A 22,215-nucleotide genomic window follows, 5' to 3' on the forward strand; every position below is an offset into this window, starting at 1 on the left:
GTTGGAGGAGGCGGGGGAGCGGGCCGCGACGGAGCGGCGCCATCTGGCGTACTACCGCGAACTCGCCCGCACCACCGACCCCCACCTGCGCGGCCCCCGGCAGGCGGACCTGCTGCGGATGCTGGAGCGCGAGCACGGCAACCTCCGCGCGGCCCTCGGCCGGGCCGTCGCCCTCGGCGACGAGCAGGAGGCCCTCTGCCTGGTCCACGCGCTCAGCTGGTTCTGGCAGCTGCGCAACCACCAGGCCGAGTCCCGGACCTGGGCGGCGGCCGCCTGCCGCCTCGGACCCGACCCCTTCCGGGAACCCGTCGAAACCGCCCGCCCCGTCGACGGACGGTGCACCGACGTGCCGCCCCCGTGGAGCGGCGAACGGCTCGGGGAAGCCCGGCGCGGCGCCCACCTCTACGCCCTCGCCGTCCAGGGCGGGGAGGGCGCCACCGCCCTGGAGAGCCCCGACAACCGCGCCCGGCTCGACGCCGTCGTCGCCGCGTACCCGCCCGGAGCGCCGCAGACCTGCCGCCAGCCCGGCACCATGTGGTACTTCGCCCGGCTGATGACCGGCGGGCTCCGCACGCTCGACGAGACCCTGGGGCTCGTCGTCGAGGCCTGCCGCGCCCACGCTCCGCACTGGGACCTGGGCTTCGCCCTCCTCATGCGCGCCAAACTCCTCGGCCGGGGACCCGGGGACGCCGCCGAGGCGCTCGCCCTCTTCGAGGAGGCCGGGGACGCGTGGGGGATCGCCGAGTCCCTCGCGGCCCGTGGCGAGGCGTACGAGCGGGGCGGGCGGCTCCAGGAGGCCGCCGCCGACTTCGAGCGGGCCGCCCGCGCCGCCGCCCGCGCCGACGCCCACTCGCAGGTGGCCGGCTTCCGCGCCCGCCTCGCGGCCGTACGGCTCCGGCTGCGGCCCGGCGGCGACGAGGCCGCCGAACGGATGCTCGCCGAGGCCGCCGAGGAGGCCGCCGCCCGGGGCGCGGAGGCCCCGGGGACCGGCCGGATGCTGCTCGCCGAACACTACGGCCACACCGGGCGGACCGCCCTCGCCCAGGAACAGCTCACCCGGGTCGAGAGCGAGCTCGGCGACTTCACCCCGGGGCTCGTCCGGGGTCTGCTCGGCGGCATGCGGGCCTGGCTCGACTGCCTGGACGGGGCGTACGGCCGGGCCGGGGAGCGGCTCGCGCGGGCCGTGGACGACATGGAGAGCCTCGCCCACCTGGTCGCCCCCTACCTGGTCGTCACCCAGTTCGCGACCGCCGCCTGGGCCCGCGCCGGGCGCGGGCTGCCGGGCGGCGCCGAGGACGGGGCGCGGCTCCTGGGGGCGTACGACGCGCACGGCGGCGACCCGGGCGCGGGCGGGTTCCGTCCCTTCACCACGCGGACGGAGGCCGCGATCCGGGCCCGGGCCGAGGAGGCCGTGCGCGCCGCGCTGCCTGCGGAGACGTACAGCGCCCTCCACGAGGAGGGCGCGGCCCTCACCGTCCCGGAGGCGACCCTGCTGCTCAGGCGGGGGCCCGCCCCCGCCTGAGCAGGGCCGTACCGCCCGGCTCAGGCATCCCCGCGCGCGTCGTTCAGGCGCTCCCGGGCCTCGGCCAGGTCCTCCGGGGTCGGTGCGGCGTCCTGGGCGAGGCGGCGCCGCCAGTAGCCGGTGAAGTGGACGGCACGCCGGTCGAGCCCCCGCTCCCGTACGAGGTGGCGGCGCAGGTCCCGTACCACCGAGGCCTCGCCGGCCAGCCAGGCGTGCGGCAGTCCCGGCGGCGGCGCGGCGGCCCGGAGGGCGTCCACGGGGGAGTCGCCGTCCCGCAGCCAGTGCACGGTGAGCCGCGCCGGCGACGGGAGCGGCCGTTCCTCGGCGGCGTCCGGCACCTGGACGAGCGCGAGCGCGGCCCGGCCGGCCGGGAGGGCGGCCGCCACGGTGGTCAGCGCGGGCAGCGCGCAGGCGTCGGCGTACAGCAGCGTCCAGTCACCCGCCCCGGAGTCGAAAGGCACCGCGAAGTCCGGTGAAGGGCCGAACATGCCGAGCACGTCGCCGGGCCGCGCCCGCCGGGCCCAGCGCGTGGCGGGCCCCTCCTCCCCGCCGTGCAGGACGAAGTCGACGTCGACCGTGCCCGCCGCCGGGTCGTGACCGCTCAGGGTGTAGCTCCGCATCCACGGCCGTTCGGCCTCGGGGATCGCCGCGTAGGCCCCGTACCAGCGCATGACGTCGCCGTCGGGACCGGGCGCGGGCAGCACCGGCTCGGCCTGTCCCTCCCGCGGGAGGAACAGTTTCACCTGCTGGTCCGGTCCGGCGAGCACGAGCCGGTCCAGGCCGGGCCCGGCGAGGGTGACCCGGACGGTTCGCGGGGTCGGGCGCGCGAGACCGGTCACGCGCAGCCGTCGCAGCGGCAGCGGGGACTCCCCGGCCGGGGACGGGGAGAAGGAGGCGGGCGTGGACATGGGGCTCCTCTGTCGGGGCGGTCGCGGTGTGTCCCCGGGGATCCGGGGCGTGCCCGCGACTCTGCCCGGGGTCACCGACACCGTGCCGACGCGCCGCCGACACGGCCGGGCGCGTCGGCGCTGGCCCCGGATGCGGTCCCGGGGGCCGGAGCCGACAATGGCCAGTGCCGGACCACTACGGAGGAGGCGGCATGAACGCAGAGCCCGACAAGACGACGGCGGGGGACAGCCCGACGCCCGACCGGCTGCTGCACGCCGGTTCCGAGGGCGACTTCACGGCGGAGGACCTGGTCCTCGCCTCCGGCCGTGACGTGACGCCCAAGAACCTCGCCTGGGCGGAGCGCCGCATGGCCGAGAAGGGGCGGCGCGCCTCCATGGACGAACTCCTGCCCTGAGGGCCGTTCCCCGGTTCTTGTCAGGGAAGCCCCGGGCCGTGCCCGGGGCTTCCGTGCGGACCCGCCGCGTTCCACCGGGCCGGGCGGGCGGTCAGGGCTTCTGGAAGCCCGCCTCCTGGAGGATCTTCTGGCCCGCGGGCGAGGCCAGCCAGGCGACGAAGGCGGTGGCCGCCCCGCCGTTGGGGGAGTCCTTCAGGGCGGCGGCCGGGTACTGCGCCACCGCGTTCTGCCCGTCGGGGATCTCCACCGCGTCGACCTTGTCGGCGGCGCCGGCCGCGTCGGTGCGGTAGACGAGGCCCGCGTCCGCCTCGCCGAGCTCCACCTTGCTCAGGACCGCGCGCACGTTGGGTTCCTGGGAGACCGGCTTCACCGTGATCCCCTGCGCCTTCAGGATCTTCTCGCTGTACTTGCCGGCCGGGACCTCGGGAGCGGCGAGCACCACCTTGAGCCGGGGTGCGGCGAGGTCCTTCAGGCCGCCGATCTTGTGCGGATTGCCCTCGGCGGTGGCGATGACCAGGCGGTTCTTCGCGATGACCGTGGGCGTGCCGGTGTCCGCCCGCACCTTGTCCATGCTCTTGGTGTCGGCGGTGACGAGGACGTCGGCGGGCGAGCCCTGCGCGACCTGCGCGACCAGCTCCTGAGAGCCGGCGAAGGAGAACCTCAGCTCCGTGCCCGGGTGGGACTTCTCGTACGCGGCGCCGGCCGTCTCGAAGACGTCGGTGAGGGAGGCGGCGGCGAGGACCGTCAGACGCACGGAGGGCGCGGCGCTCGCGGAGCCGGTGGCACCGCCCGCGCCCTTCCCGGCGCCGTCGCCGCCACAGGCGGTGAGCGGCGCGAGCAGGGCGGCGGTGAGCACGAGGGCGGCACGGCCTCGGATGAGGGGACGGGACATGAGGGTCGGAACTCCTTGAGGAGGAAGGGAAGAAGGGGGAGACGAACCGGTCGCGCCGACGGCCGCCTCCCGGTACCGCGTGAAGGTGGTCAGGCGCGGTCGCGCGGCTCGCTCGCGCCGCGGCGGACCGTGCGCCTGCCCGCGCCCGCCGGGCGGCGCGCCGGTCGGGCGCCGGCACCCGGCAGACGGACGGCCTGCCCCGTGGTGGAGGACTGCATGTGCGACACCGTAGGGCGGTGAAGCTCACATCTGCAAGGTTGTCGTGGGAGTCTCCATCGCGCATGCGAGCCGTGTTGGAGGAAGGGCCGAACGAACACCGCTCCGGTTCACCGGCCGGGCTCCCGCGCCCGCCGGTCGAGCGCCCGCCAGACGCGGTCGCGGGTGACCGGCAGCTCCGTGAAGCGGATGCCGGTGGCGTCGCGCAGCGCGTTGGCGAGCGCCGGGGCGACCGGGTTGAACGGGCTCTCGCTCATGGACTTCGCCCCGAGCGGCCCGATCGCGTCGCTCGTCCGGGTGAAGTGGACCTCGGTGCGGGGCACGTCCGCGTACTGGGGGAGCCGGTAGTGGCGGAAGGAGGCCGTGGTGACCTCGCCGCGCCCGTCGACGCGGACGTTCTCGAAGAGGGCCGCGCCGAGGGCCTGGGCGACACCGCCCTCGACCTGGCCCCGGCACTGCATCGGGTTCATGACCTTCCCGGCGTCGGCGGCGTGCACGCTGCGCAGGACGCGGATCTCCCCGGTGCCGGGATCGACGGCCACCTTGAACCAGTGGGCGTTGAAGGCGACCGAGCGCGGGGAGCCGCCCCAGTGCCCGTCGGCCGCCAGCTCCTCCGCCGCGCCGAGCCGGCGCCCCGCCGCGTACAGCTCCTCCAGCGAAACGAGCCGGCCGCCGCAGTCGACGGCCTGGGCGCCGAGCACGCACGCGTGCCGGGGCACGCCGGTGTGGCGGGCGGCGAGGGTCCGCAGCCGCTCGGCGAGCGCGGTGGCCGCGAGCAGGACCGCCTTCCCGGCGACCACGGTTCCCGTGGAGCCGAAGGCGCCCGTGTCGTGGCGCACCACGTCCGTGTCGGACTGGCGGACGGTGATCCGGTCCTCGGTGGTGTTCAGGGCCCCGGCGGTGATCTGCCGGTGGACCGTGGTGGTGCCGTTGCCGAACTCGGCGGTGCCCACGGCGATCTCGTACCCGCCGTCCTCCCGGAGGGAAACACGGGCGTCGGCGTGGTGGCCGCCCGGCGGCCCGGTGGCGATCATCGCCAGCCCGGTGCCCTGCCCCACCAGCCACCCCTCGGGCACGTCGTCCGCGCCCCGGTCCTCCGCGAGGGCGCTCCGCACCACCGCCAGACACTGGTCCAGCCCGTACGAGGCGATGTGGAGGTCCTCCTCCTCGCCGAGCGGGCCGTGCAGGCCCTCGCCCGGACCGATGACGTTCCGCACGCGGAAGACGAGCGGGTCCATGCCCAGCCGGCGGGCGAGTTCGTCCATCGCCGACTCCACCGCGAACGTCACCTGACCGAGGCCGTACCCCCGGAAGGCGCCCGCCGGAACCGTGTTGGTGTACACCGCGTAGGCGTCGACCTTCTTGTGCGGGGCGCGGTAGACGGCGAAGGACTCGCCGACGCTGTGGAACATCACCGCAGGACCGTGGTTTCCGTAAGCGCCGGTGTCGGACACCACCCGCATCCGAACGGCGGTGAGCGTGCCGTCCTCGCGCGCTCCCACCTTGACGCCGATGGTGAACGGGTGCCGGGTGGTCGCCCCCTGGAACTGCTCGGCCCGGGTGTACTCCAGCTTCACCGGCCGCCGCAGCTTCAGGGCCGCGAGGGCGACGACGTCCTCGGTGAGCATCTCCTGCTTGCCGCCGAAGCCGCCGCCCACCCGGCCCGCGACCACCCGCACCTCGTCCTCGGCGAGGCCGTACAGCGCGCACAGCGCCCGCCGGGTCAGAAACGGCGTCTGGGTGGAGGAGCGGACGGTGAGCCGCTCTCCCGTCCCGTCCTCCTTCGGCTCGAAGTACGCGACACAGCCGTGGGTCTCCAGACTCGCGTGCTGCACCCGCTGCGTCCGGAAGGTCTCCTCGTACACCACGTCCGCCTCGGCGAACCCCCGCTCGACATCGCCGATCTCGCCGTGCGCCTCGGCGACGACGTTGTTCCGTGCCCGGGCGATCCGTTCCCCGGGACCCTTGTCGCCGTGGAGCGCGGGCGCGCCGGAACGCATCGCCGCCTCCGGGTCGATCACGTAGGGAAGTTCCTCGTAGGTGACCTCGATCCGCCGGCAGCCCTCCTCGGCGGCCGCTTCGCTCTCGGCGACGACGGCCGCGACCCGCTGGCCGGCGTACCGCACGACGTCGTCCAGGACGCGGGTGTCGTCGGGGTCCTCGGTGGGGTGCTCGTGCCGTGCGGAGGAGTACAGCGTCGCCGGGGCGTCCTCGTGGGTGAGGACGGCCACCACCCCCGGGACGCGCAGCGCGGCCGAACTGTCGACCGCCGCGATCCGGGCGTGCGGGTGCGGCGAGCGCAGCAGCTTCATGTGCAGCAGGCCGGGAACCTCGACGTCGAAGGTGTAGCGGGCGGTCCCGGTGACGATCTGCGGTCCGGCCGGCGCGCCCGCGTTGCGCCCCACCGCCTCTCCGGGACCGGGCCGTTCGGTGTGCCGCACGCCCCGGACGGCGTCCTCGATCGCCCGGTAACCGGTGCACCGGCAGAGGTTGCCCTTGAAGGCGCGCGGCAGGTCGTCCAGCTTCCCGTCGTCGTCCTCCGTGCCCCGCTCGGCCTCCAGGGCGGCCGTCGTCATGAGGAACCCGGCGGTGCAGAAGCCGCACTGGAAGCCCTGCGCCTCCAGGAACCTGCGCTGCACCGGGTGGAGTTCGCCGTCCGGTGAGGCCAGGCCCTCGACGGTGGTGACGGACCGGCCGTCCGCCCGCACGGCCGGATACAGGCAGCTGTGCACGGGCTTCCCGTCGACATGGACGGTGCAGGCGCCGCAGTCCCCGGCGTCGCAGCCCTTCTTCACACCGAACCAGCCGTGCTCGCGCAGATAGGTGCGCAGGCACTGGCCGGGACGCGGTGCGGCGTCCAGCGCCCGCCCGTTGACCCGCAGTGCGAAGCTCACCGGACACCCTCCCCGGCGCCGGCGGGCGCGGTGAGCTCCCGGCGGACCTCCTCGGCGAGGCGCAGGACCATGTGCCGGCGCCACTCGGGCAGTCCGTGGACGTCGTCGAACCACTCCCCGGCCGGGACGCCGGAGTCGATCGTACGGCGCAGGTGCCCGGCGTCCGGCGGCAGCGGGAACCAGAACCGGAACGGCCGCGTCGTCGCCGCGGTCACCGTCACCGCCAGCGAGCCGTCCACCGGATCGAGGGCGCCGATCACCAGCGCGGCGGAACGCCCCAGCCCGTACAGCGACGCCTGCCGGAAGGCCGTACGGCACCCCAGCGCCCGCCCCGGCAGGGTCACCGACCGCAGCAACTCGCCCTCCGCCAGGTCCTTCACGCCCGCGCCGAGCACGAAGTCCCCGACCCTGACCCGCCGTCGGGTGCCGTCCTGCGCCCGCAGCAGGCACTCCCCGTCGAGCGCGGCGGTCAGCGAGATCATCGGCCCGGCCGGCAGGCCGTTGCACAGGTTCCCGCCGACGGTCGCCATGTTCCAGATCTTGAACGAGGCGAGGAACGCCCGGCAGCACTGCTCGAACAGCGGCGCCGCCGGCGCCGCGAGCGACCGCCGCCCGAAACGGGCCAGCTCGGCGATCGTGCAGGTCGCCGCGATCTCCAGCGACCCGTCCGCGTGCCGCACCAGCGGCTCCCACCCCGTGCGGCTCAGATCGATCAGCCGCCGCAGGCGCGGCTGCGGCTCCGAGAACAGATACGTGCCGCCGCCCAGCCACGCGTCCCCGGGACGCCACGGCTCACGCAGCCGCGCGTCCCGCACCTCCGTGATCGTGTTCAGGTCCATTCCCATCCATGCCTTCCGACCGGTGTCCTCAGGTCAGTGAAACCCGTGGGGGACCGGCCGCACGACTGGACGCGCACCCGGAGAACGGGCTCCTCGCGGTTGACTCCCCTGGTGGATCGACCAAGAGCTGTTCTCCGCCCCGACCTGTGCATCTACGATGCGTCGACCCGCATTCGCCTCGTGAATGCGAGGGCGGGCCCGTCCCGCGACCGCGCCAAGGAGCCCCGTATGCACCTCGACCACCTCCTCCGTCTGGACCGTCTGGACCTCTCGCTCGTCTGGGGCGACGAGGCCCTGCTCGGCCAGGAGATCGCCGGGGTGACCGCCACCGATCTGGAGGACCCGGAGCGCTTCCTCCAGCCGGGCGAGGTCGTGCTGAGCGGGCTCGTGTGGTGGGGCGGGGAGGACGCGCCCGCAAAGACCGACCGGTTCGTGTCCGCCCTGCGCAGGGCCGGGGCGGTGGCGCTGCTCGCCGGGGAGGAGACCCACGGGGAGGTGCCGCGGGTGCTCGCCGAATCCTGCCGGCGGCACCGTGTCGCCCTCATCGCGGTGCCCCCACACACCAGCTTCCGGGCCGTCACCGAAGCGGTCTACCTGCGGCAGTGGGGCGAACTCAGCCGCCGGCCCACCGACCACCACGCCCTGCCGGAGAACGTCCGTCTCGACCTCGACCGCGCCCTGGAGGGCGGCGCCACGGCGGGGGACCTGCTCGACCGGGCCTTCGCCCACCTCGGCACCCCCGCCTGTCACCTGCTCACGGCCGCCGGCCGCACCGTCGCCCGCACCGGCGGTACGGTGCCGCTCCCCGCCCCGCGCGCCGCCGAGGCCCTGCGCGCAGGGCACGGCACGACCGTGCGCGTCGAGGCAGAGGGAACCGTCTTCGACGCCTGGTACCTGCACCTGCCCGTGCGGGGACACGTACCGCCGCGCGCCCTGCAGGAGATATCCGAACTCCTCGGCCGTCACCGGCGCCGCCAGGACCGGCACCGCGCCGCGCGCGCCACCGCCGCCGGGCGGCTCGTGGAGGCCGTCGGCGCCCTGCGGCCCGACACCGACCGGCTGCGGGCCGCCCTGACGGCCTGTGGCCTGGGCGACCCGGCCGCCGCGTACACCGTCGTCGTCGCGGCCGTGACGTCGCCGCCGCCCGGTGACGCGGCGGAGACCGGCGCCGACGGTGTCGCCGCGCTCGCCGAGGCGCTCGGCCACCTGCCGTCCGTCGCGTTCGCCGCCGCCGAGGGCGCGGGGAGCGAAACGGTCGCCGTCGTCGCCCACGCGGCGGACGCGGCGGCCGGCGTACGGGAGGGGCTGCGCGAGGCGTGGCCGCTCATCGACGCCTGCCGGCCCGGGGTTTCCCGGCACGCCGGGGTGAGCGCCCCCACCGCCACCGCCGCGGGCCTGGGCGCCGCCCTCGCGCAGGCCCGGCACGCCCTCGCCGCCGCCGTCCCGCCCCGCGCTCCCCGGGTCGCCGGCCCCGACGATCTCGACGGCCTCGCGGTCCTGCTGGCCGGAATCCCCGCCGATGTACGGGAGGTGTACCGGCGCACCGTCCTCGGCCCCCTGCTGGGCGCCGGACGGGGCTCCGGGCCGATGCTCCTGGAGACCCTGGAGGTCTTCCTCGCGCACGACTGCTCGTGGGCCAGGACCGCCGAGGCCCTGCACGTCCACGTCAACACGGTCCACTACCGCGTCGAACGCGTCGAGACCCTCACGGGGCGGGACCTCTCACGCCTGGACGACCGGCTCGACCTGCGCGCCGCCCTCCTCTGCCGCTGACGCCACGCCTCCGGCCGGCCTCGGCCGGCCCGGCGAGGCCCGCTTCTCAGGGCACGTCGACGTGCACACCGGTCGACTTGACCCGGGCGGTCACCAGGACGCCGACCTCCAGACCCAGCTCCTCCACGGCCTCACGCGTCACCAGGGACACCACACGGTGCGGACCGCACTGCACCTCGACCCGCGCGGCCACCTCGTCGGTCCGTACCCCCGTCACGATCCCGGTGAAGGAGTTGCGGACCGAGGTCGGCACCTCGTCCCCCGGGACGGCGTACAGCCCGGCACCCCGCTCGTGCGCGAAACGCGCCAGGGCCACGCCCTCCACCACCCGCCGGCCCGCCCCGTCGCGCGTCATGGCCAGCCTGCCCGCGTCCGCCCACCGGCGAACGGTCTCCGAACTCACTCCGAGCAGCCGCGCGGCCTGCCCCATGCTGTACGACGGCATCCGCGCACTCTAACGCCGTCGGACCCCGGACCCGGCGGCCGCCCCGCGCGGCCGCGACACTTCCGTTTGCGCGGGCCCACCACCCGGGTCTCCTCACGGCGTTCGGCCCTTCCTCGCGTACGGACACGGGGCGAAGGCCGGGGGACGGCCCCTTTCCGCAGGCGAGGTCCGCACCCGTACCCCAGCCGTGCGGCGGCGTCCCGGGGAGCGGCGGGGCCGGTGGCCGGGGCGCGGTCGGTCGGCGCCGGGCTGCGGGTCCTCCCAGGGCCGGATACGCTGACGCACGCCGCCCGGTCCCCGCCCGGCCCGCCGCTTCCCGGTGCCCTTCCGCCGTTGCCGACCGGGGCGTCGCCCGGTTCCCCGCCGGAGCCGCACCGGCTCGGCACCGGACCGCCCCGCCCGCCGAGGAGCCCAGCGCCATGCCGACGTCCGCCGTGGACACCCCGCAGCCCGGACCCGCCGTGATCCCCCCGGCGTCCGCCGCCCGCACCGACGGGACCGTGGCCGTACCGCGGGCCCGGGCGTGATGTCCTCCTGGTCGGTGCGGTACGCGGGGCCCCGGCTCGCCGGGGCCGTCGCCTCGTGAGCCGCCGCCGGGGCGGCCGCCGGGCTCCTCGCGGGTGTGCCCCTCGGCATCCTGGCCGGCGTCGCCGCCGCCGAGACCGTCTTCGTCGTGACCGGATGGATCGTCCTGTGGCCCATGGACGCCGCCACCACCCACCGCAACGTGCGCCGCGAGGAGTTCCGGCCCGCCGTCGAGGAGATCGCCGTCGTCACGGCCGCCCTCGGCGGGCTCGGCGCGATCGTGGCGCTGCTCCTCGTCGGGGACTCCGGACTCAGTCACGCCGCGGCGGCCACGGCCTTCCTCGGTGTCTTCATGGCCTGGGCGGCGCTCCACCTCATGTACGCCACCCGCTACGCGTACCTCTACTACCACCCGCCCGAGGGCGGCATCGACTTCAACGGCCCGGACCCGCCCGGCTACAGCGACTTCCTCTACTTCAGCTACAACCTCGGCATGACCTACCAGGTCTCCGACACCGACGTCTCCAGCCCCGCGCTGCGCCGGGTCGTCCTGCGCCACTGCCTGCTCTCTTACGTCTTCGGCGCCAGCATCCTCGCCACGGCCATCAACCTCGTCGCCGGCATCGTCACCCGCTGAAGCCCCGCCCGCCCCACCGCACTCCTCAGCCGCCGCGCCACCAGGGGGCGCGGACGGTGCGGCTCTCCGTGGCCGCGCACGCCACGCCGTTGGAGATCTCCCGGGCGTCCAGGTTCCAGCCGACCACCCCGTCGCCCTTGCGGCCGAGTTCGATCAGACGGGCGTTCCCGGTCCGCGTGCCCGTGGTGACCCGGCACTCCACGATCGACGTCCACGCCTGCCCGTCGAGGGCCGACGCGAAGGCCAGGACGGGCAGGACCACCACGCTCAGACCGAGCGCCACCCACCACTCGACACCGGCGGCCCGCCGCAGCCAGGCCGGCGGCCGGTAGGCGCCCCCGGAGCCGGCACCGTGGTGGCGTGGGTGCCGCCGCCCCGTCCGGTACTCCACCACGACGCCCTGCCGCAGGGCGTACGCGACGAGCCCCGTGGCGAGCCCCCACCACGGGCCGAAGAAACAGGCGTCGACGACGCCCACCGCCAGCGGGTTGACCACCGTGAGGGCCACCCGGCGCAGGGTCCGCCCGGGCCCGTGGCCCACCGGCACCGCGCCCCGGGCGGCGAAGAGCGCGAACACCACCCGCGACACGACGACGGCGAGCACCGACCCGAGGAGCGGGTCGGTGATGATCATGCCGATCAGGACGTCCGGCCAGTTGCCCGGCTCCATCCCCACGAGAACGTCGCGCAGCGCGTCCCCGCCGCCGACCGTGTACGCCACCTCGGTGACCGGCACGGCGACGGCCAGCGCCATGAGAACGGTGTGCCCGGGGCCGCCCTTGCGGTCGGCCTCCCCGGCACCGGCGGGGACCGGCTCCGCGGGCCCCGCGCGCGTGTCGTCCCCCACGGCGCGTCAGGAGGCGCCGGGGGCGCCGCCGAGCGACTCGACGACCGCCGAACCGGGCCCCTCAGGGGTGTCGTACGCGACGCTGTCCCCGGCCCTGCGGCCCATGAGCGCGCGGCCCAGCGGGCTGTCGGCGGTCACCGTCGTCGCGTCGGGGGCCTCGGCGGCCCCGCCGACCTGGAGGGTGCTCCGCGTGCCGTCGGCGAACCGCACGCTGACCGTGCTGCCCACCCCCACCACGTCCGTGTCCGGCGGCCCCGCCACGGCCGCCTCGCGCAGCCGGCCGTCGATCTCCGCGATCCGGCCGTCGAGCCGGTCGAGCAGGTCGGCGCGCCGCAGCTCGTCCGCCTGGTCGGCGCGGTCGCCCGGCCCGTCGCCCCCGCCGTCCCCGAGGGTCGCGGCCACCGTCTCCCGCTCGGCCCGCAGATCGGCGAGTTCGCTCTCGAACGCCCGGCGGGCGTCGGCACTCATGGGTTCGGGTCCACCGGTCATTCCTGCTCCCGTCTCCGCGAAGTCGTCTTCCGGGCGAAACGTTACAGAGCGGGACAAGAGGCGGCCATTGGGCCACGAGACCGGCGCGCGCGGCGCCGCCCACCCGGCGGGGCCAGGGCCCTACGGCCATCGGACGCCCCGACCCGAACGGCAGACACCCGCCCCGTACACACTGTCCGTACCGGCGGCCATACTGGTCGGGCCGGGGAGGTGCACGGAAATCGACGGGGGCGACGGCACGCGATGGGGGACAGCAGGCTGATCCAGGGCCGGTACCGGCTGCACGAGGTCATCGGGCGCGGCGGCATGGGCGAGGTGTGGCGCGCCACCGACGAGGCCCTCGGGCGCTCGGTCGCCGTGAAGTGCCTCAAACCGCTCGCACCGCACCAGGACCCGCAGATCCACCGGGTCGTACGGGAGCGCTTCCGCCGCGAGGCCCGTGTCGCCGCCGCCCTCCAGCACCGGGGCATCACCGTCGTGCACGACTTCGGCGAGTCCGAGGGCGTGCTCTACCTCGTCATGGAACTCCTGGAGGGCCGCAACCTCAGCCAGCTCCTCGCCGCCAACGCCCAGAGCCCGCTGCCCGTCCAGGACGTCGTGGACATCGCGGACCAGGTGGCCGACGCCCTCGCGTACACCCACCGCCACGGCATCGTGCACCGCGACCTCAAGCCCGCCAACATCATGCGGCTGCGCGACGGCACGGTGAAGCTCTGCGACTTCGGCATCGCGCGCCTGGACGCCGACCTCGGCTTCACCTCGCGGCTCACCGGCACCGGCATCGCCATGGGGACGCCCCACTACATGTCCCCGGAGCAGATCGGCGGCGGTGAGATCGACCACCGCAGCGACCTCTACTCGCTCGGCTGCGTGCTGTACGAGCTGGCCACCGGCGCCCCGCCGTTCGACCTCGGGGACTCGTGGGCCATCCTCATCGGCCACCGGGACACCGAGCCGCGCCCCCCGAGGGCGCACCGGGCCGAACTGCCCGACTACTTCGACCGGATCGTCCTCGACCTGCTCGCCAAGGCCCCCGAGCAGCGGCCGTCCGACGCGGGCGACCTGCGCCGGCGCATCGTCAGCGGCCGCACGGTGCCGGTCCCGGTCCCGCACGCGGCCCCCGTCCCCGCCCCGCACGCGGTCCCCGCCCCGGTGGCGACACTGCCCCGCCCCGCCGCCCCGCCCCGCGCCCCCGTGCCCGCCTGGGCGCGGAACCTGACCGGAGGTCACCGGCCGGCCGAGGCCACCGCCCGGCACACCGCCGCCCACGACGGGGCCGCCGCCGTCCTCACCACCGCATGGACCACCGCCGCCCACCCGGCCCCGGCCGCCGGCCCGGCCACCGCCCCGTCGGCGGAGCTGCTCGCCGTGCTCGCCGGCCGGTACCGGGCCGGCATCGGCCTCGGCCGCCTCGGCCGCTGGGAGGAGGCCGAGGAGGTCCACCGGTCCGTCGCCGACCACCGCGCCCTCGTCCTCGGCGAGGACCACCCCGACACCCTGGCGAGCCGGTACGAGGTGGGGTTCGCGCTCGCCCGCCTCGGCCGCCCGGCCGACGCCCTCGCCACCTTCGACCGGGTCGCCGCCGCCCGCGCCCGCGTCCTCGGCGAGGACCACCCCGACACCCTCGCCGCCCACCAGGAACGGGCGTACGCGCTGGGCCGCCTCGGCCGGCACGCGGAGGCGTACGAACGGTACGCGGCGGTCCTCGCCGCCCGCGAACGCACCGCGGGCGCCGACCACCCCGACACCCTGCGCTGCCGCCACAACGTGGCCGTCACCCTCGGCCGGCTCGGCCGCGCCGAGGAGTCCTACCGCACGGCCGCCGAGGTCGCCGAGGCCCGGGCCCGGCTGCTCGGCGCCGGCCACCCCGACACCCTGAAGTCCCGCCAGGAGGTGGGGTACGCCCTCGCCCGGCTGGGCCGTCCGGAGGAGGCCCTCGCCCACTACCGGGCGGTGGCCGAGGCCCGCGCCGAGGCCCTGGGCCCCGACCACCCGGACACGCTCACCGCCCGCTACGAGACCGGCGTCTGCCTCGGCCGCCTCGGGCAGGCCGCCGACGCCCTGGCCCTCTGCCGCGAGGTGGCCGAGGCGCGCACCCGCCTCCACGGTCCCAACGACCCCGAGACCCTGCGCGCCCGCCACGTCCTCGCCGTCAACCTCGGCCGCCTGGGCCGCTGGACGGAGGCGCTCACCGCCTCCCGGGAGGTCCACACGGCCCGCGCCGCCGCCCTGGGGGCCGAGCACCCGGAGACCCTCCTCAGCCGTCGCGAGATCGCGGTCGCCCTCGGCCGTCTCGGCCGCTGGGACGAGGCCCTGACGGCCCACCACGAGGTCGCGGAGGCCCGCACCCGGGTCCTCGGCCCCGCCCACCCCGACACCCTCGCCGCCCTCGCCGACGAGGCGCACTGCCTGGAACGCCTCGGCCGCCCCGCCGAAGCCGCCGCCCTCCTCCGCAGGGCGGCCGCCGCACCACCGGGATGACGCACCGCCCGGCCCGGCGCAAGGGACGGGTCCGGCCCCGCTCACCGTCCCGGCCGACCGCTCGGAGAACCGCCGGGGGTACGTCGGCGCGCCGCGCGCGGGCGGAGCCGCCGCCGTGACCCGCCAAGCCCCTGCCGGGCGCGCCGAACCGCCGAGGCACCCTCAGGAGCCCCCGCACCGCGCCCTTCCGCCGCGCCCCGCCCCGCCCCGTGTGAGCATGAGCCATGACCGACCGCGCACCCCGCCCCGGCGGCCACGCCGCACCCCGCGCCTATGACGCCGTCGTCGTCGGAGGCGGTCACAACGGCCTCACCGCCGCCGCGTACCTGGCCCGCGCCGGGCGGACGGTCCTCGTCCTGGAGCGGCTGGACGTCACCGGCGGGGCCGCCGTGTCGACCCGGCCGTTCGCCGGGGTGGACGCCCGGCTCTCCCGGTACTCGTACCTCGTCTCGCTCCTCCCGGCGAAGATCGTCCGCGACCTGGGGCTGCGGTTCGCCGTGCGCAAACGGTCCGTCTCCTCGTACACGCCCCACGGCGACGGCGGTCTCCTCGTCGGCGGGGGAGAGGAACGGACCCGGGCCTCCTTCGCCGCGCTCACCGGCTCCGACCGCGCCTACGAGGCGTGGCGGGAGTTCTACGGCCGGACCGGGCGGGCCGCCCGCCGGATCTTCCCCACCCTCACCGAGCCGCTCCCCACCCGCGCCGGACTCCGGGCCCGGCTCGACGACCCCGAGGCCTGGCGGACGCTGTTCGAGGAACCCCTCGGGATCGCCGTCGAGCGCGCCTTCGCCGACGACCTGGTGCGCGGGGTCGTCCTCACCGACGCCCTCATCGGCACCTTCACCCACGCCCACGATCCCTCCCTCCGCCAGAACCGCTGCTTCCTCTACCACGTCATCGGCGGCGGCACCGGCGACTGGAACGTCCCCGTCGGCGGCATGGGCGCCCTCACCGACGCCCTCGCCGACGCGGCCCGCGCCGCCGGGGCCACGATCCTCACCGGCCACGAGGTCACCCGCGTCGAGACCGACGGCCGCCGCGCCGAGGTCACGTACCGCACCCCCGACGGCGCGGAGGCCACCGCGGCCGCCGGCCACGTCCTGGTCAACGCCTCACCGCGGCACCTCGCCGAACTCCTCGGCGAGACGCCCCCACCGTCCCCGGAAGGCGCCCAGCTCAAGGTCAACATGCTGCTCACCCGCCTTCCCCGGCTCCGCGACCGCTCCGTCGACCCGCGCGAGGCCTTCGCCGGCACCTTCCACGTCGCCGAGGGGTACGGGCAACTCGCCACCGCCCACGCCGAGGCCGCCGCCGGCCGCCTGCCCACCGCCCCGCCGTCCGAGATCTACTGCCACTCCCTGACCGACCCCACGATCCTCGGCCCGGACCTGGCCGCCCGCGGCCACCACACCCTCACCCTCTTCGGACTCCACACCCCCGCCCGGCTGTTCGCCGCCGACCACGACGCGGCCCGCGCCGCCCTCCTCGGGGCGACGCTCGACCAGCTCGACGCCCACCTGGACGAACCGATCGCCGACTGCCTCGCGCGGGACGCCGACGGGCGGCCGTGCCTCGAGGCCAGGACCCCCCTGGACCTCGAACGCGAACTCCGCCTCCCCGGCGGCCACATCTTCCACCGCGACCTCTCCTTCCCGTACGCGGAGGAGGGCGCCGGCCGCTGGGGCGTCGAGACCCGGCACGCCAACGTCCTGCTCTGCGGCGCGGGCGCCGTCCGGGGCGGCGGAGTGAGCGGCATCCCCGGCCACAACGCGGCGATGGCGGCCCTGGGACGTTGACGCCCGCACGCCTCCCACCGGGGGCGTGAAGCTGATCTGCGAGCGCGCTTAAGAAAACCTCGATGGACCCACGGTCCCGGGTGAGGAAGATTTCCTCCAGGGATCAAGGGTGCGCAGCCGTGCCCGCCCCGCACATCACAGGACACACACGTCGGGAGCCGTGGCATTGAAGGCACTGGTCAAGCTGAAGGCGGAGCCGGGACTCTGGCTCACGGACGTTCCCGAGCCGGAGACGGGCCCCGGGGACGTCCTGATCAAGGTCAAGCGGACCGGTATCTGCGGCACCGACCTCCACATCCGCTCCTGGGACGGCTGGGCGCGCAAGACGATCGACACGCCGCTGACGATCGGCCACGAGTTCGTCGGCGAGGTCGTCTCCGTCGGCCGTGACGTCACCGACGTCGCCGTGGGCGACCTGGTCAGCGGCGAGGGCCACCTCGTCTGCGGCAAGTGCCGCAACTGTCTCGCCGGCCGCCGCCACCTCTGCCGCGCCACCGTCGGCCTCGGCGTCGGCCGCGACGGCGCCTTCGCCGAGTACGTGGCCCTGCCCGCCTCCAACGTGTGGGTGCACCGCGTCCCCGTCGACCTCGACGTCGCCGCGATCTTCGACCCGTTCGGCAACGCCGTGCACACGGCCCTCTCCTTCCCGCTCGTCGGCGAGGACGTCCTGGTGACCGGCGCCGGTCCCATCGGCATCATGGCCGCCGCCGTCGCCAAGCACGCAGGCGCGCGCAACGTCGTCATCACCGACGTCAGCGAGGAGCGCCTCGACCTGGCCCGCAAGACCGGCGTCACCCTCGCCCTCAACGTCGCCGAGCGGACCATCGCCGACGGGCAGCGCACCCTCGGCCTCAAGGAGGGCTTCGACGTCGGCCTGGAGATGTCCGGGAACCCGCACGCGATGCGCGACATGGTCGCCAACATGACCAACGGCGGCAGGATCGCCATGCTCGGCCTGCCGAGCGAGGACTTCGCCGTCGACTGGGCCAAGATCGTCACCTCCATGATCACGATCAAGGGCATCTACGGCCGCGAGATGTTCGAGACCTGGTACGCGATGTCGGTCCTCCTGGAGGGCGGCCTCGACCTCGCCCCCGTCATCACCGGCCGCTACGACTACCGCGACTTCGACGCCGCCTTCGACGACGCCGCCTCCGGCCGCAGCGGCAAGATCATCCTCGACTGGACCACGGGAGCCTGACCCATGTTCGATTCCGTACGCGACTCCGTCCGCGCCACCCTCGAAGAGATCGAGCAGGCCGGACTCCACAAGCCCGAGCGGGTCATCGGCACCCCCCAGTCCGCGACCGTCGAGGTGACCGCGGGCGGCCGCCCCGGCGAGGTCCTGAACTTCTGTGCCAACAACTACCTCGGCCTCGCCGACCACCCCGAGGTGATCGCCGCCGCGCACGAGGCGCTGGACCGCTGGGGCTACGGCATGGCCTCGGTCCGCTTCATCTGCGGCACGCAGGAGGTGCACAAGGAGCTGGAGGCGCGGATCTCCGCCTTCCTCGGCCAGGAGGACACGATCCTCTACTCCTCCTGCTTCGACGCCAACGGGGGCGTCTTCGAGACGCTCCTCGGGCCTGAGGACGCCGTCATCTCCGACGCCCTCAACCACGCGTCCATCATCGACGGCATCCGCCTCTCCAAGGCCCGCCGCTTCCGCTACGCCAACCGCGACATGGCCGACCTGGAGCAGCAGCTCAAGGAGGCCACCGAAGGCGGCGCCCGCCGCAAGCTGATCGTCACCGACGGCGTCTTCTCCATGGACGGCTACGTCGCCCCGCTCGACGAGATCTGCGACCTGGCCGAGCGGTACGACGCGATGGTCATGGTGGACGACTCGCACGCCGTCGGCTTCGTCGGCCCCGGCGGCCGCGGCACCCCCGAGCTGCACGGCGTCATGGACCGGGTCGACATCATCACCGGCACCCTCGGCAAGGCCCTCGGCGGCGCCTCCGGCGGCTACGTCGCCGCCCGCGCCGAGATCGTCGCCCTGCTGCGCCAGCGGTCCCGCCCGTACCTCTTCTCCAACACCCTCGCCCCGGTCATCGCCGCCGCCTCCCTCAAGGTCCTCGACCTCCTGGAGTCCGCCGGCGACCTGCGCGAGCGGCTCAACGCCAACACGGCGCTCTTCCGCTCCCGCATGACCGAGGAGGGCTTCGACATCCTCCCCGGCGACCACGCCATCGCCCCCGTCATGATCGGCGACGCCGCCGAGGCCGGGCGCATGGCCGAGCTGCTCCTGGAGCGCGGCGTGTACGTGATCGGCTTCTCGTACCCGGTCGTGCCGCAGGGCCAGGCCCGCATCCGCGTCCAGCTCTCCGCCGCCCACTCCACCGAGGACGTCGACCGCGCCGTCGACGCCTTCGTCGCCGCCCGCGCCGCCCTGCGCGGCTGACGGCCGCGAGGGTAGGGGCGGAGGGAAAGGAACAGGCCGCGCGGCCTGCCAGACTAGGGGCATGATCGAAGCACGGCGGTTGCACATCCTCCGCGCGGTGGCCGACCACCGCACGGTCACGGCGGCGGCCGCCGCGCTCTACCTCACCCCCTCCGCCGTCTCCCAGCAGCTCGCCGCCCTGGAGCAGGAGACCGGACACCGGCTCGTCGACCGCAGCGCCCGCGGCGCCCGGCTGACCCCGGCGGGCGAGATCCTGCTCGGACACGCCCACGCCGTCCTCGCCCAGCTGGAGCGTGCCGAGGCCGAACTCGCGGCGTACGGCTCGGGCGAGGCCGGCACCGTCACGGTGGCGGCCTTCGCCACCGGCATCGGGCTCGTCGTCGCCCCGGCCATCGCGGCGCTCGCCCGCACCTCGCCCGGGATCCGGGTCCGGGTGCGGGACGCAGAGGGCGACGAGAGCCTCCTCATGGTCCTCGACCGGCAGGTCGACGTGGCGGTCGCCGTCGAGTACCGGGGCGCCCCCGGCGAGAGCGGCGACCGGCTCACCCGGGTCCCGCTCTACGCCGAACCCTTCGACGCGGTCCTGCCGCCCGGCCACCGGCTCGCGGGTGGCGAGCGGGTGGCGCTGGCCGACCTCGCCGAGGACGCCTGGATCGGCCAGTCGGCCGGCAACCCCTGCCACGACGTGACCGTCCTGGCCTGCGAGTACGCCGGCTTCGCCCCGCGCTTCGAACACGTCTCGGACGACTTCCGGGCGGTCGTCGCGCTCGCCGCCGCGGCGGCCGGGGTGGCGCTCGTACCGCGTTCGGCCCTGCGCGGCATGGACCTCACGGACGTCGACGTCCGGCCGGTGGACGGCGTCGCCCCCACCCGGCGGGTCTTCGCCGCGGTCCGCCGGGGCGCCGAGGACCACCCGTTGATCAGCCCGGTCCTGGCCGCGCTCGACCGGGCGGCGGCCCCCGGGGGCTGAACCGGCGGGCTCTGCCGCGCGGTTACCAGAGGGTGGTGAAGCCGAGGCGCAGCCGCTCGTCCGCGACGGCCACGCCGAGGGAGCCGCCCCGGACCCGGGCCGCCTCCTCCCGGCTCAGCGCCCGTCCGAAGAGACGGACGTCGTCCAGGGCGCCCCGGAACAGCTGCGTGACCCCCGGCGGCCGATCGGGGAAGTCCGGCCGGGCGCCGATGTGGAGGCTGAACTGTCCGGCGGGCGTGACCCAGGTGTCGTCCGGTTCCGGTCCCGTCGGCATCACGGCCGTGGCCGGCGTTCCGCCGTCCACCGCGAGCCCCAGGGTGAGGCCCTGCCGGGTGAGCACGACATGGTGCCAGGCGCCGTCGCCGTACGCGGAGGGGAGCGTCACGTCCGTCGTGCCGGCGTCCGTTCCGGCGGTGGCGCGCAGCACACCGGCCCCGGGCTCGGCCCGGACCGAGAAGTGCCGGACGGTCCGCGCCGCCCCGGGGACCGGCGCGCCGTACGCCCACACGATCGGGAGGGTGCCCGTGCCGGCCGTGTGCCGGAACCAGGCCGTGACGGTGAAGTCCCCGGCCCGGCCGGGCCCGTCGACCCGCAGGGGCGGGGAGCAGACGACCCGCAGGTGGTCGTCGCGCCCGTCGAACTCCATGGCCCGTCCGCCCAGGCGCGTCACGAGCCGGGCCCCGCCGTGGACGAGCGCGTGGTGGGGGCGCTCGCCGGGGGGCCGCTGGCGGGTGTCGGAGGTGCGCGGGAGGCGCAGCTCGGTCCGCGCCTCGTCCATCGCCTTCTCGGTGAAGGAGGTGTGGACGACGCTGCCGTGCGGGATGTGCGCGCCCGTCTCGTACAGGACCCCGAGGGAGCCGTCCGCGAGGAGCGCGAGATCGGAGTAGCCCGTACGGGCCGGCGAGACCAGGGTGCCGGCGGTCTGCCAGGTCCTTCCCTCGTCGGTGGAGGAACGGACCGCGAGCTCGCGGCGGTCCTCCAGGGTGTGGGGGCCGAGCCGGGAACCGGCCGAGAACAGCAGCCGGTCGGGCCTGCCGTCGAGATCCCGGGCGTGCAGCCGCAGCAGCGAGCCGAAGACGGGGGAGGTGTCCAGGTTCGCCACCGGTACGAAGGGCGCCGCGAAGGCGGCTCCGCCGTCGGTGGCGGTGGTGCCCAGCCGGTGGGCGTCGGTCAGGCAGCGCGTGGGCTCCGAGTTGCGGGCGTTGACGAGGATGTTCCCGTCGGTGGTCTCGGCGATCGCCGGCTCGCCGGGGTACGGGCCGGTGTCGGCCACGTCGGAGACGGCGCCGATCGCCCAGGTGAGCCCGCCGTCGTCACTCAGGTACAGCTGGCCGCCGGCCCGCCCGCCGCCGTGGTGGTCACCGGCCACCACCAGTCGGCCGCGGTGCCTTCCCCGGACGAGCTGGATGCCATGGCCCGGCCCGGTCGACACCCAGGACCAGTGGGGGCGGTCGAGCTGCGGCTGGTGCGTGCTCGGCCCCCAGGTCAGGCCGCCGTCCGTGCTGTGGACGGCGTACACCGTGCGGTCGAAACCCGAGCGCCGCGGCGCGGCCCGGTCGCGGTTCCAGTCGCTGCTGGAGTGGAGGAGGGTGATCCGGCCGGTCACCGCGTCCACGACCGGCGCCGGATTGCCGTGGGCCAGGTCGTCGCCGGCTCCCACGACGATCGTGGGCTCCGCGTCCCAGGTCCTCCCGCCGTCCAGGGACCGCTTGAGGATCAGATCGGTGGCGCCGACGTCGTGACAGCCGGTCGCCGGGTCCCGGTCCCGGCCCTCCGCGAACGCCAGGAGGACACCGGCCGGCGTCGTGACGAGCGCAGGCACCCGGGTGCAGAAGTAGTGCTCGCGCGCCTTGAAGGGGGTGGTGGAGGTCGCGGGCGTGACCACCGGAGGAGCGGTGACCGCGGTCGGCGCCGGTGCCGGTGCCGGTGCCGGTGACGTCTCGGCCGGCGCCAGGGCGGCGGCCAGGACCGACAGGGGGAGCGCGTACAGCGGGACGGACGACACGAGGCGACGCCCGGCACGCGGGCAACACGGAAGGAGGGACAACATGCGGGGCACACCTCGGGACGCGGACGGAGGCGACGGAGGGCGGGGCGGAGGGCGGCCGGTGCGGCACGCCACGCGGGAGCCGGCCGGCTCCCGCGGTCCCGCGCATCGTAGTGCGCCCCGCCCCTCCCGTCC

Annotated in this window: 16 protein-coding genes and 2 pseudogenes; 9 read left to right on the plus strand and 9 right to left on the minus strand. The window is 75.7% G+C overall.

The window, feature by feature from the left end; all coding sequences use genetic code 11:
* Positions 1-1,522, plus strand: a pseudogene (locus ABTY40_RS17335) (AfsR family transcriptional regulator); the annotation flags it as partial.
* Between the two features lie 20 nt (positions 1,523-1,542).
* Here ABTY40_RS17335 and ABTY40_RS17340 read toward each other — a convergent pair.
* Entirely contained in the window at positions 1,543-2,430 is an 888-nt protein-coding gene (locus ABTY40_RS17340; protein ID WP_352060292.1) for a siderophore-interacting protein, read from the minus strand.
* Between the two features lie 191 nt (positions 2,431-2,621).
* Here ABTY40_RS17340 and ABTY40_RS17345 point away from each other — a divergent pair, with 191 nt between their 5' ends.
* A complete protein-coding gene (locus tag ABTY40_RS17345; RefSeq protein WP_345283182.1) occupies positions 2,622-2,825 on the plus strand; it encodes a hypothetical protein in 204 nt (67 codons plus the stop codon).
* Positions 2,826-2,916: 91 nt separating this feature from the next.
* On the opposite strand, the gene modA is transcribed toward ABTY40_RS17345, so the two are convergent.
* The 4 genes from modA to ABTY40_RS17365 form a co-directional block, all read right to left on the minus strand.
* Positions 2,917-3,717 (minus strand): molybdate ABC transporter substrate-binding protein, encoded by an 801-nt coding sequence (gene modA, locus ABTY40_RS17350; protein WP_352060293.1) that lies wholly within the window; start codon positions 3,715-3,717, stop codon positions 2,917-2,919.
* An 89-nt stretch (positions 3,718-3,806) separates the two neighbouring features.
* Complete coding sequence (locus tag ABTY40_RS17355) at positions 3,807-3,935, minus strand: hypothetical protein (RefSeq protein ID WP_352060294.1); 129 nt, start codon at positions 3,933-3,935, stop codon at positions 3,807-3,809.
* Between the two features lie 108 nt (positions 3,936-4,043).
* Positions 4,044-6,827 (minus strand): molybdopterin-dependent oxidoreductase, encoded by a 2,784-nt coding sequence (locus tag ABTY40_RS17360; RefSeq protein ID WP_352060295.1) that lies wholly within the window; start codon positions 6,825-6,827, stop codon positions 4,044-4,046.
* Positions 6,824-7,666, minus strand: coding sequence for an FAD binding domain-containing protein (locus tag ABTY40_RS17365; protein WP_352060296.1), 843 nt, complete (start codon positions 7,664-7,666; stop codon positions 6,824-6,826). Before ABTY40_RS17365 ends, ABTY40_RS17360 begins: the two co-directional genes overlap by 4 nt.
* Positions 7,667-7,894: 228 nt before the next feature.
* Between ABTY40_RS17365 and ABTY40_RS17370 the strand changes: the two genes are divergently transcribed.
* The gene (locus tag ABTY40_RS17370) at positions 7,895-9,439 is read left to right on the plus strand and encodes a PucR family transcriptional regulator (RefSeq protein WP_352060297.1); all 1,545 of its coding nucleotides are present in this window, start codon (positions 7,895-7,897) and stop codon (positions 9,437-9,439) included.
* A gap of 46 nt (positions 9,440-9,485) precedes the next feature.
* On the opposite strand, the gene ABTY40_RS17375 is transcribed toward ABTY40_RS17370, so the two are convergent.
* The gene (locus ABTY40_RS17375) at positions 9,486-9,884 is read right to left on the minus strand and encodes a TOBE domain-containing protein (RefSeq protein WP_352060298.1); all 399 of its coding nucleotides are present in this window, start codon (positions 9,882-9,884) and stop codon (positions 9,486-9,488) included.
* A 586-nt stretch (positions 9,885-10,470) separates the two neighbouring features.
* On the opposite strand from ABTY40_RS17375, the pseudogene ABTY40_RS17380 reads away from it, so the two are divergent.
* Positions 10,471-11,046 (plus strand): annotated as a pseudogene (locus ABTY40_RS17380) (DUF1345 domain-containing protein); the annotation flags it as partial.
* Between the two features lie 25 nt (positions 11,047-11,071).
* On the opposite strand, the gene ABTY40_RS17385 reads toward ABTY40_RS17380, so the two are convergent.
* Positions 11,072-11,893, minus strand: coding sequence for a hypothetical protein (locus tag ABTY40_RS17385; RefSeq protein ID WP_352060299.1), 822 nt, complete (start codon positions 11,891-11,893; stop codon positions 11,072-11,074).
* 6 nt (positions 11,894-11,899) lie between these two features.
* Entirely contained in the window at positions 11,900-12,382 is a 483-nt protein-coding gene (locus ABTY40_RS17390) for a GreA/GreB family elongation factor (protein WP_352060300.1), read from the minus strand.
* 243 nt (positions 12,383-12,625) lie between these two features.
* Between ABTY40_RS17390 and ABTY40_RS17395 the strand changes: the two genes are divergently transcribed.
* The 5 genes from ABTY40_RS17395 to ABTY40_RS17415 all read left to right on the plus strand — a co-directional run bounded on the left by ABTY40_RS17395 (position 12,626) and on the right by ABTY40_RS17415 (position 20,033).
* Complete coding sequence (locus ABTY40_RS17395; RefSeq protein ID WP_352060301.1) at positions 12,626-14,863, plus strand: serine/threonine-protein kinase; 2,238 nt, start codon at positions 12,626-12,628, stop codon at positions 14,861-14,863.
* A gap of 224 nt (positions 14,864-15,087) precedes the next feature.
* Positions 15,088-16,659: a phytoene desaturase family protein gene (locus ABTY40_RS17400; RefSeq protein ID WP_352060302.1), complete on the plus strand. Its 1,572-nt coding sequence runs from the start codon at positions 15,088-15,090 to the stop codon at positions 16,657-16,659.
* 166 nt (positions 16,660-16,825) lie between these two features.
* Complete coding sequence (gene tdh / locus ABTY40_RS17405) at positions 16,826-17,860, plus strand: L-threonine 3-dehydrogenase (protein WP_352060427.1); 1,035 nt, start codon at positions 16,826-16,828, stop codon at positions 17,858-17,860.
* A 3-nt stretch (positions 17,861-17,863) separates the two neighbouring features.
* Positions 17,864-19,063 (plus strand): glycine C-acetyltransferase, encoded by a 1,200-nt coding sequence (locus tag ABTY40_RS17410; RefSeq protein ID WP_352060303.1) that lies wholly within the window; start codon positions 17,864-17,866, stop codon positions 19,061-19,063.
* Between the two features lie 61 nt (positions 19,064-19,124).
* A complete protein-coding gene (locus ABTY40_RS17415; protein ID WP_352060304.1) occupies positions 19,125-20,033 on the plus strand; it encodes a LysR family transcriptional regulator in 909 nt (302 codons plus the stop codon).
* A gap of 22 nt (positions 20,034-20,055) precedes the next feature.
* On the opposite strand, the gene ABTY40_RS17420 is transcribed toward ABTY40_RS17415, so the two are convergent.
* Positions 20,056-22,038 (minus strand): exo-alpha-sialidase, encoded by a 1,983-nt coding sequence (locus ABTY40_RS17420; protein WP_352060305.1) that lies wholly within the window; start codon positions 22,036-22,038, stop codon positions 20,056-20,058.
* Between the last annotated feature and the right edge of the window lie 177 nt (positions 22,039-22,215).

Source organism: Streptomyces sp. NPDC126503 (genome assembly GCF_040302405.1).
Taxonomy (GTDB): domain Bacteria; phylum Actinomycetota; class Actinomycetes; order Streptomycetales; family Streptomycetaceae; genus Streptomyces; species Streptomyces gulbargensis.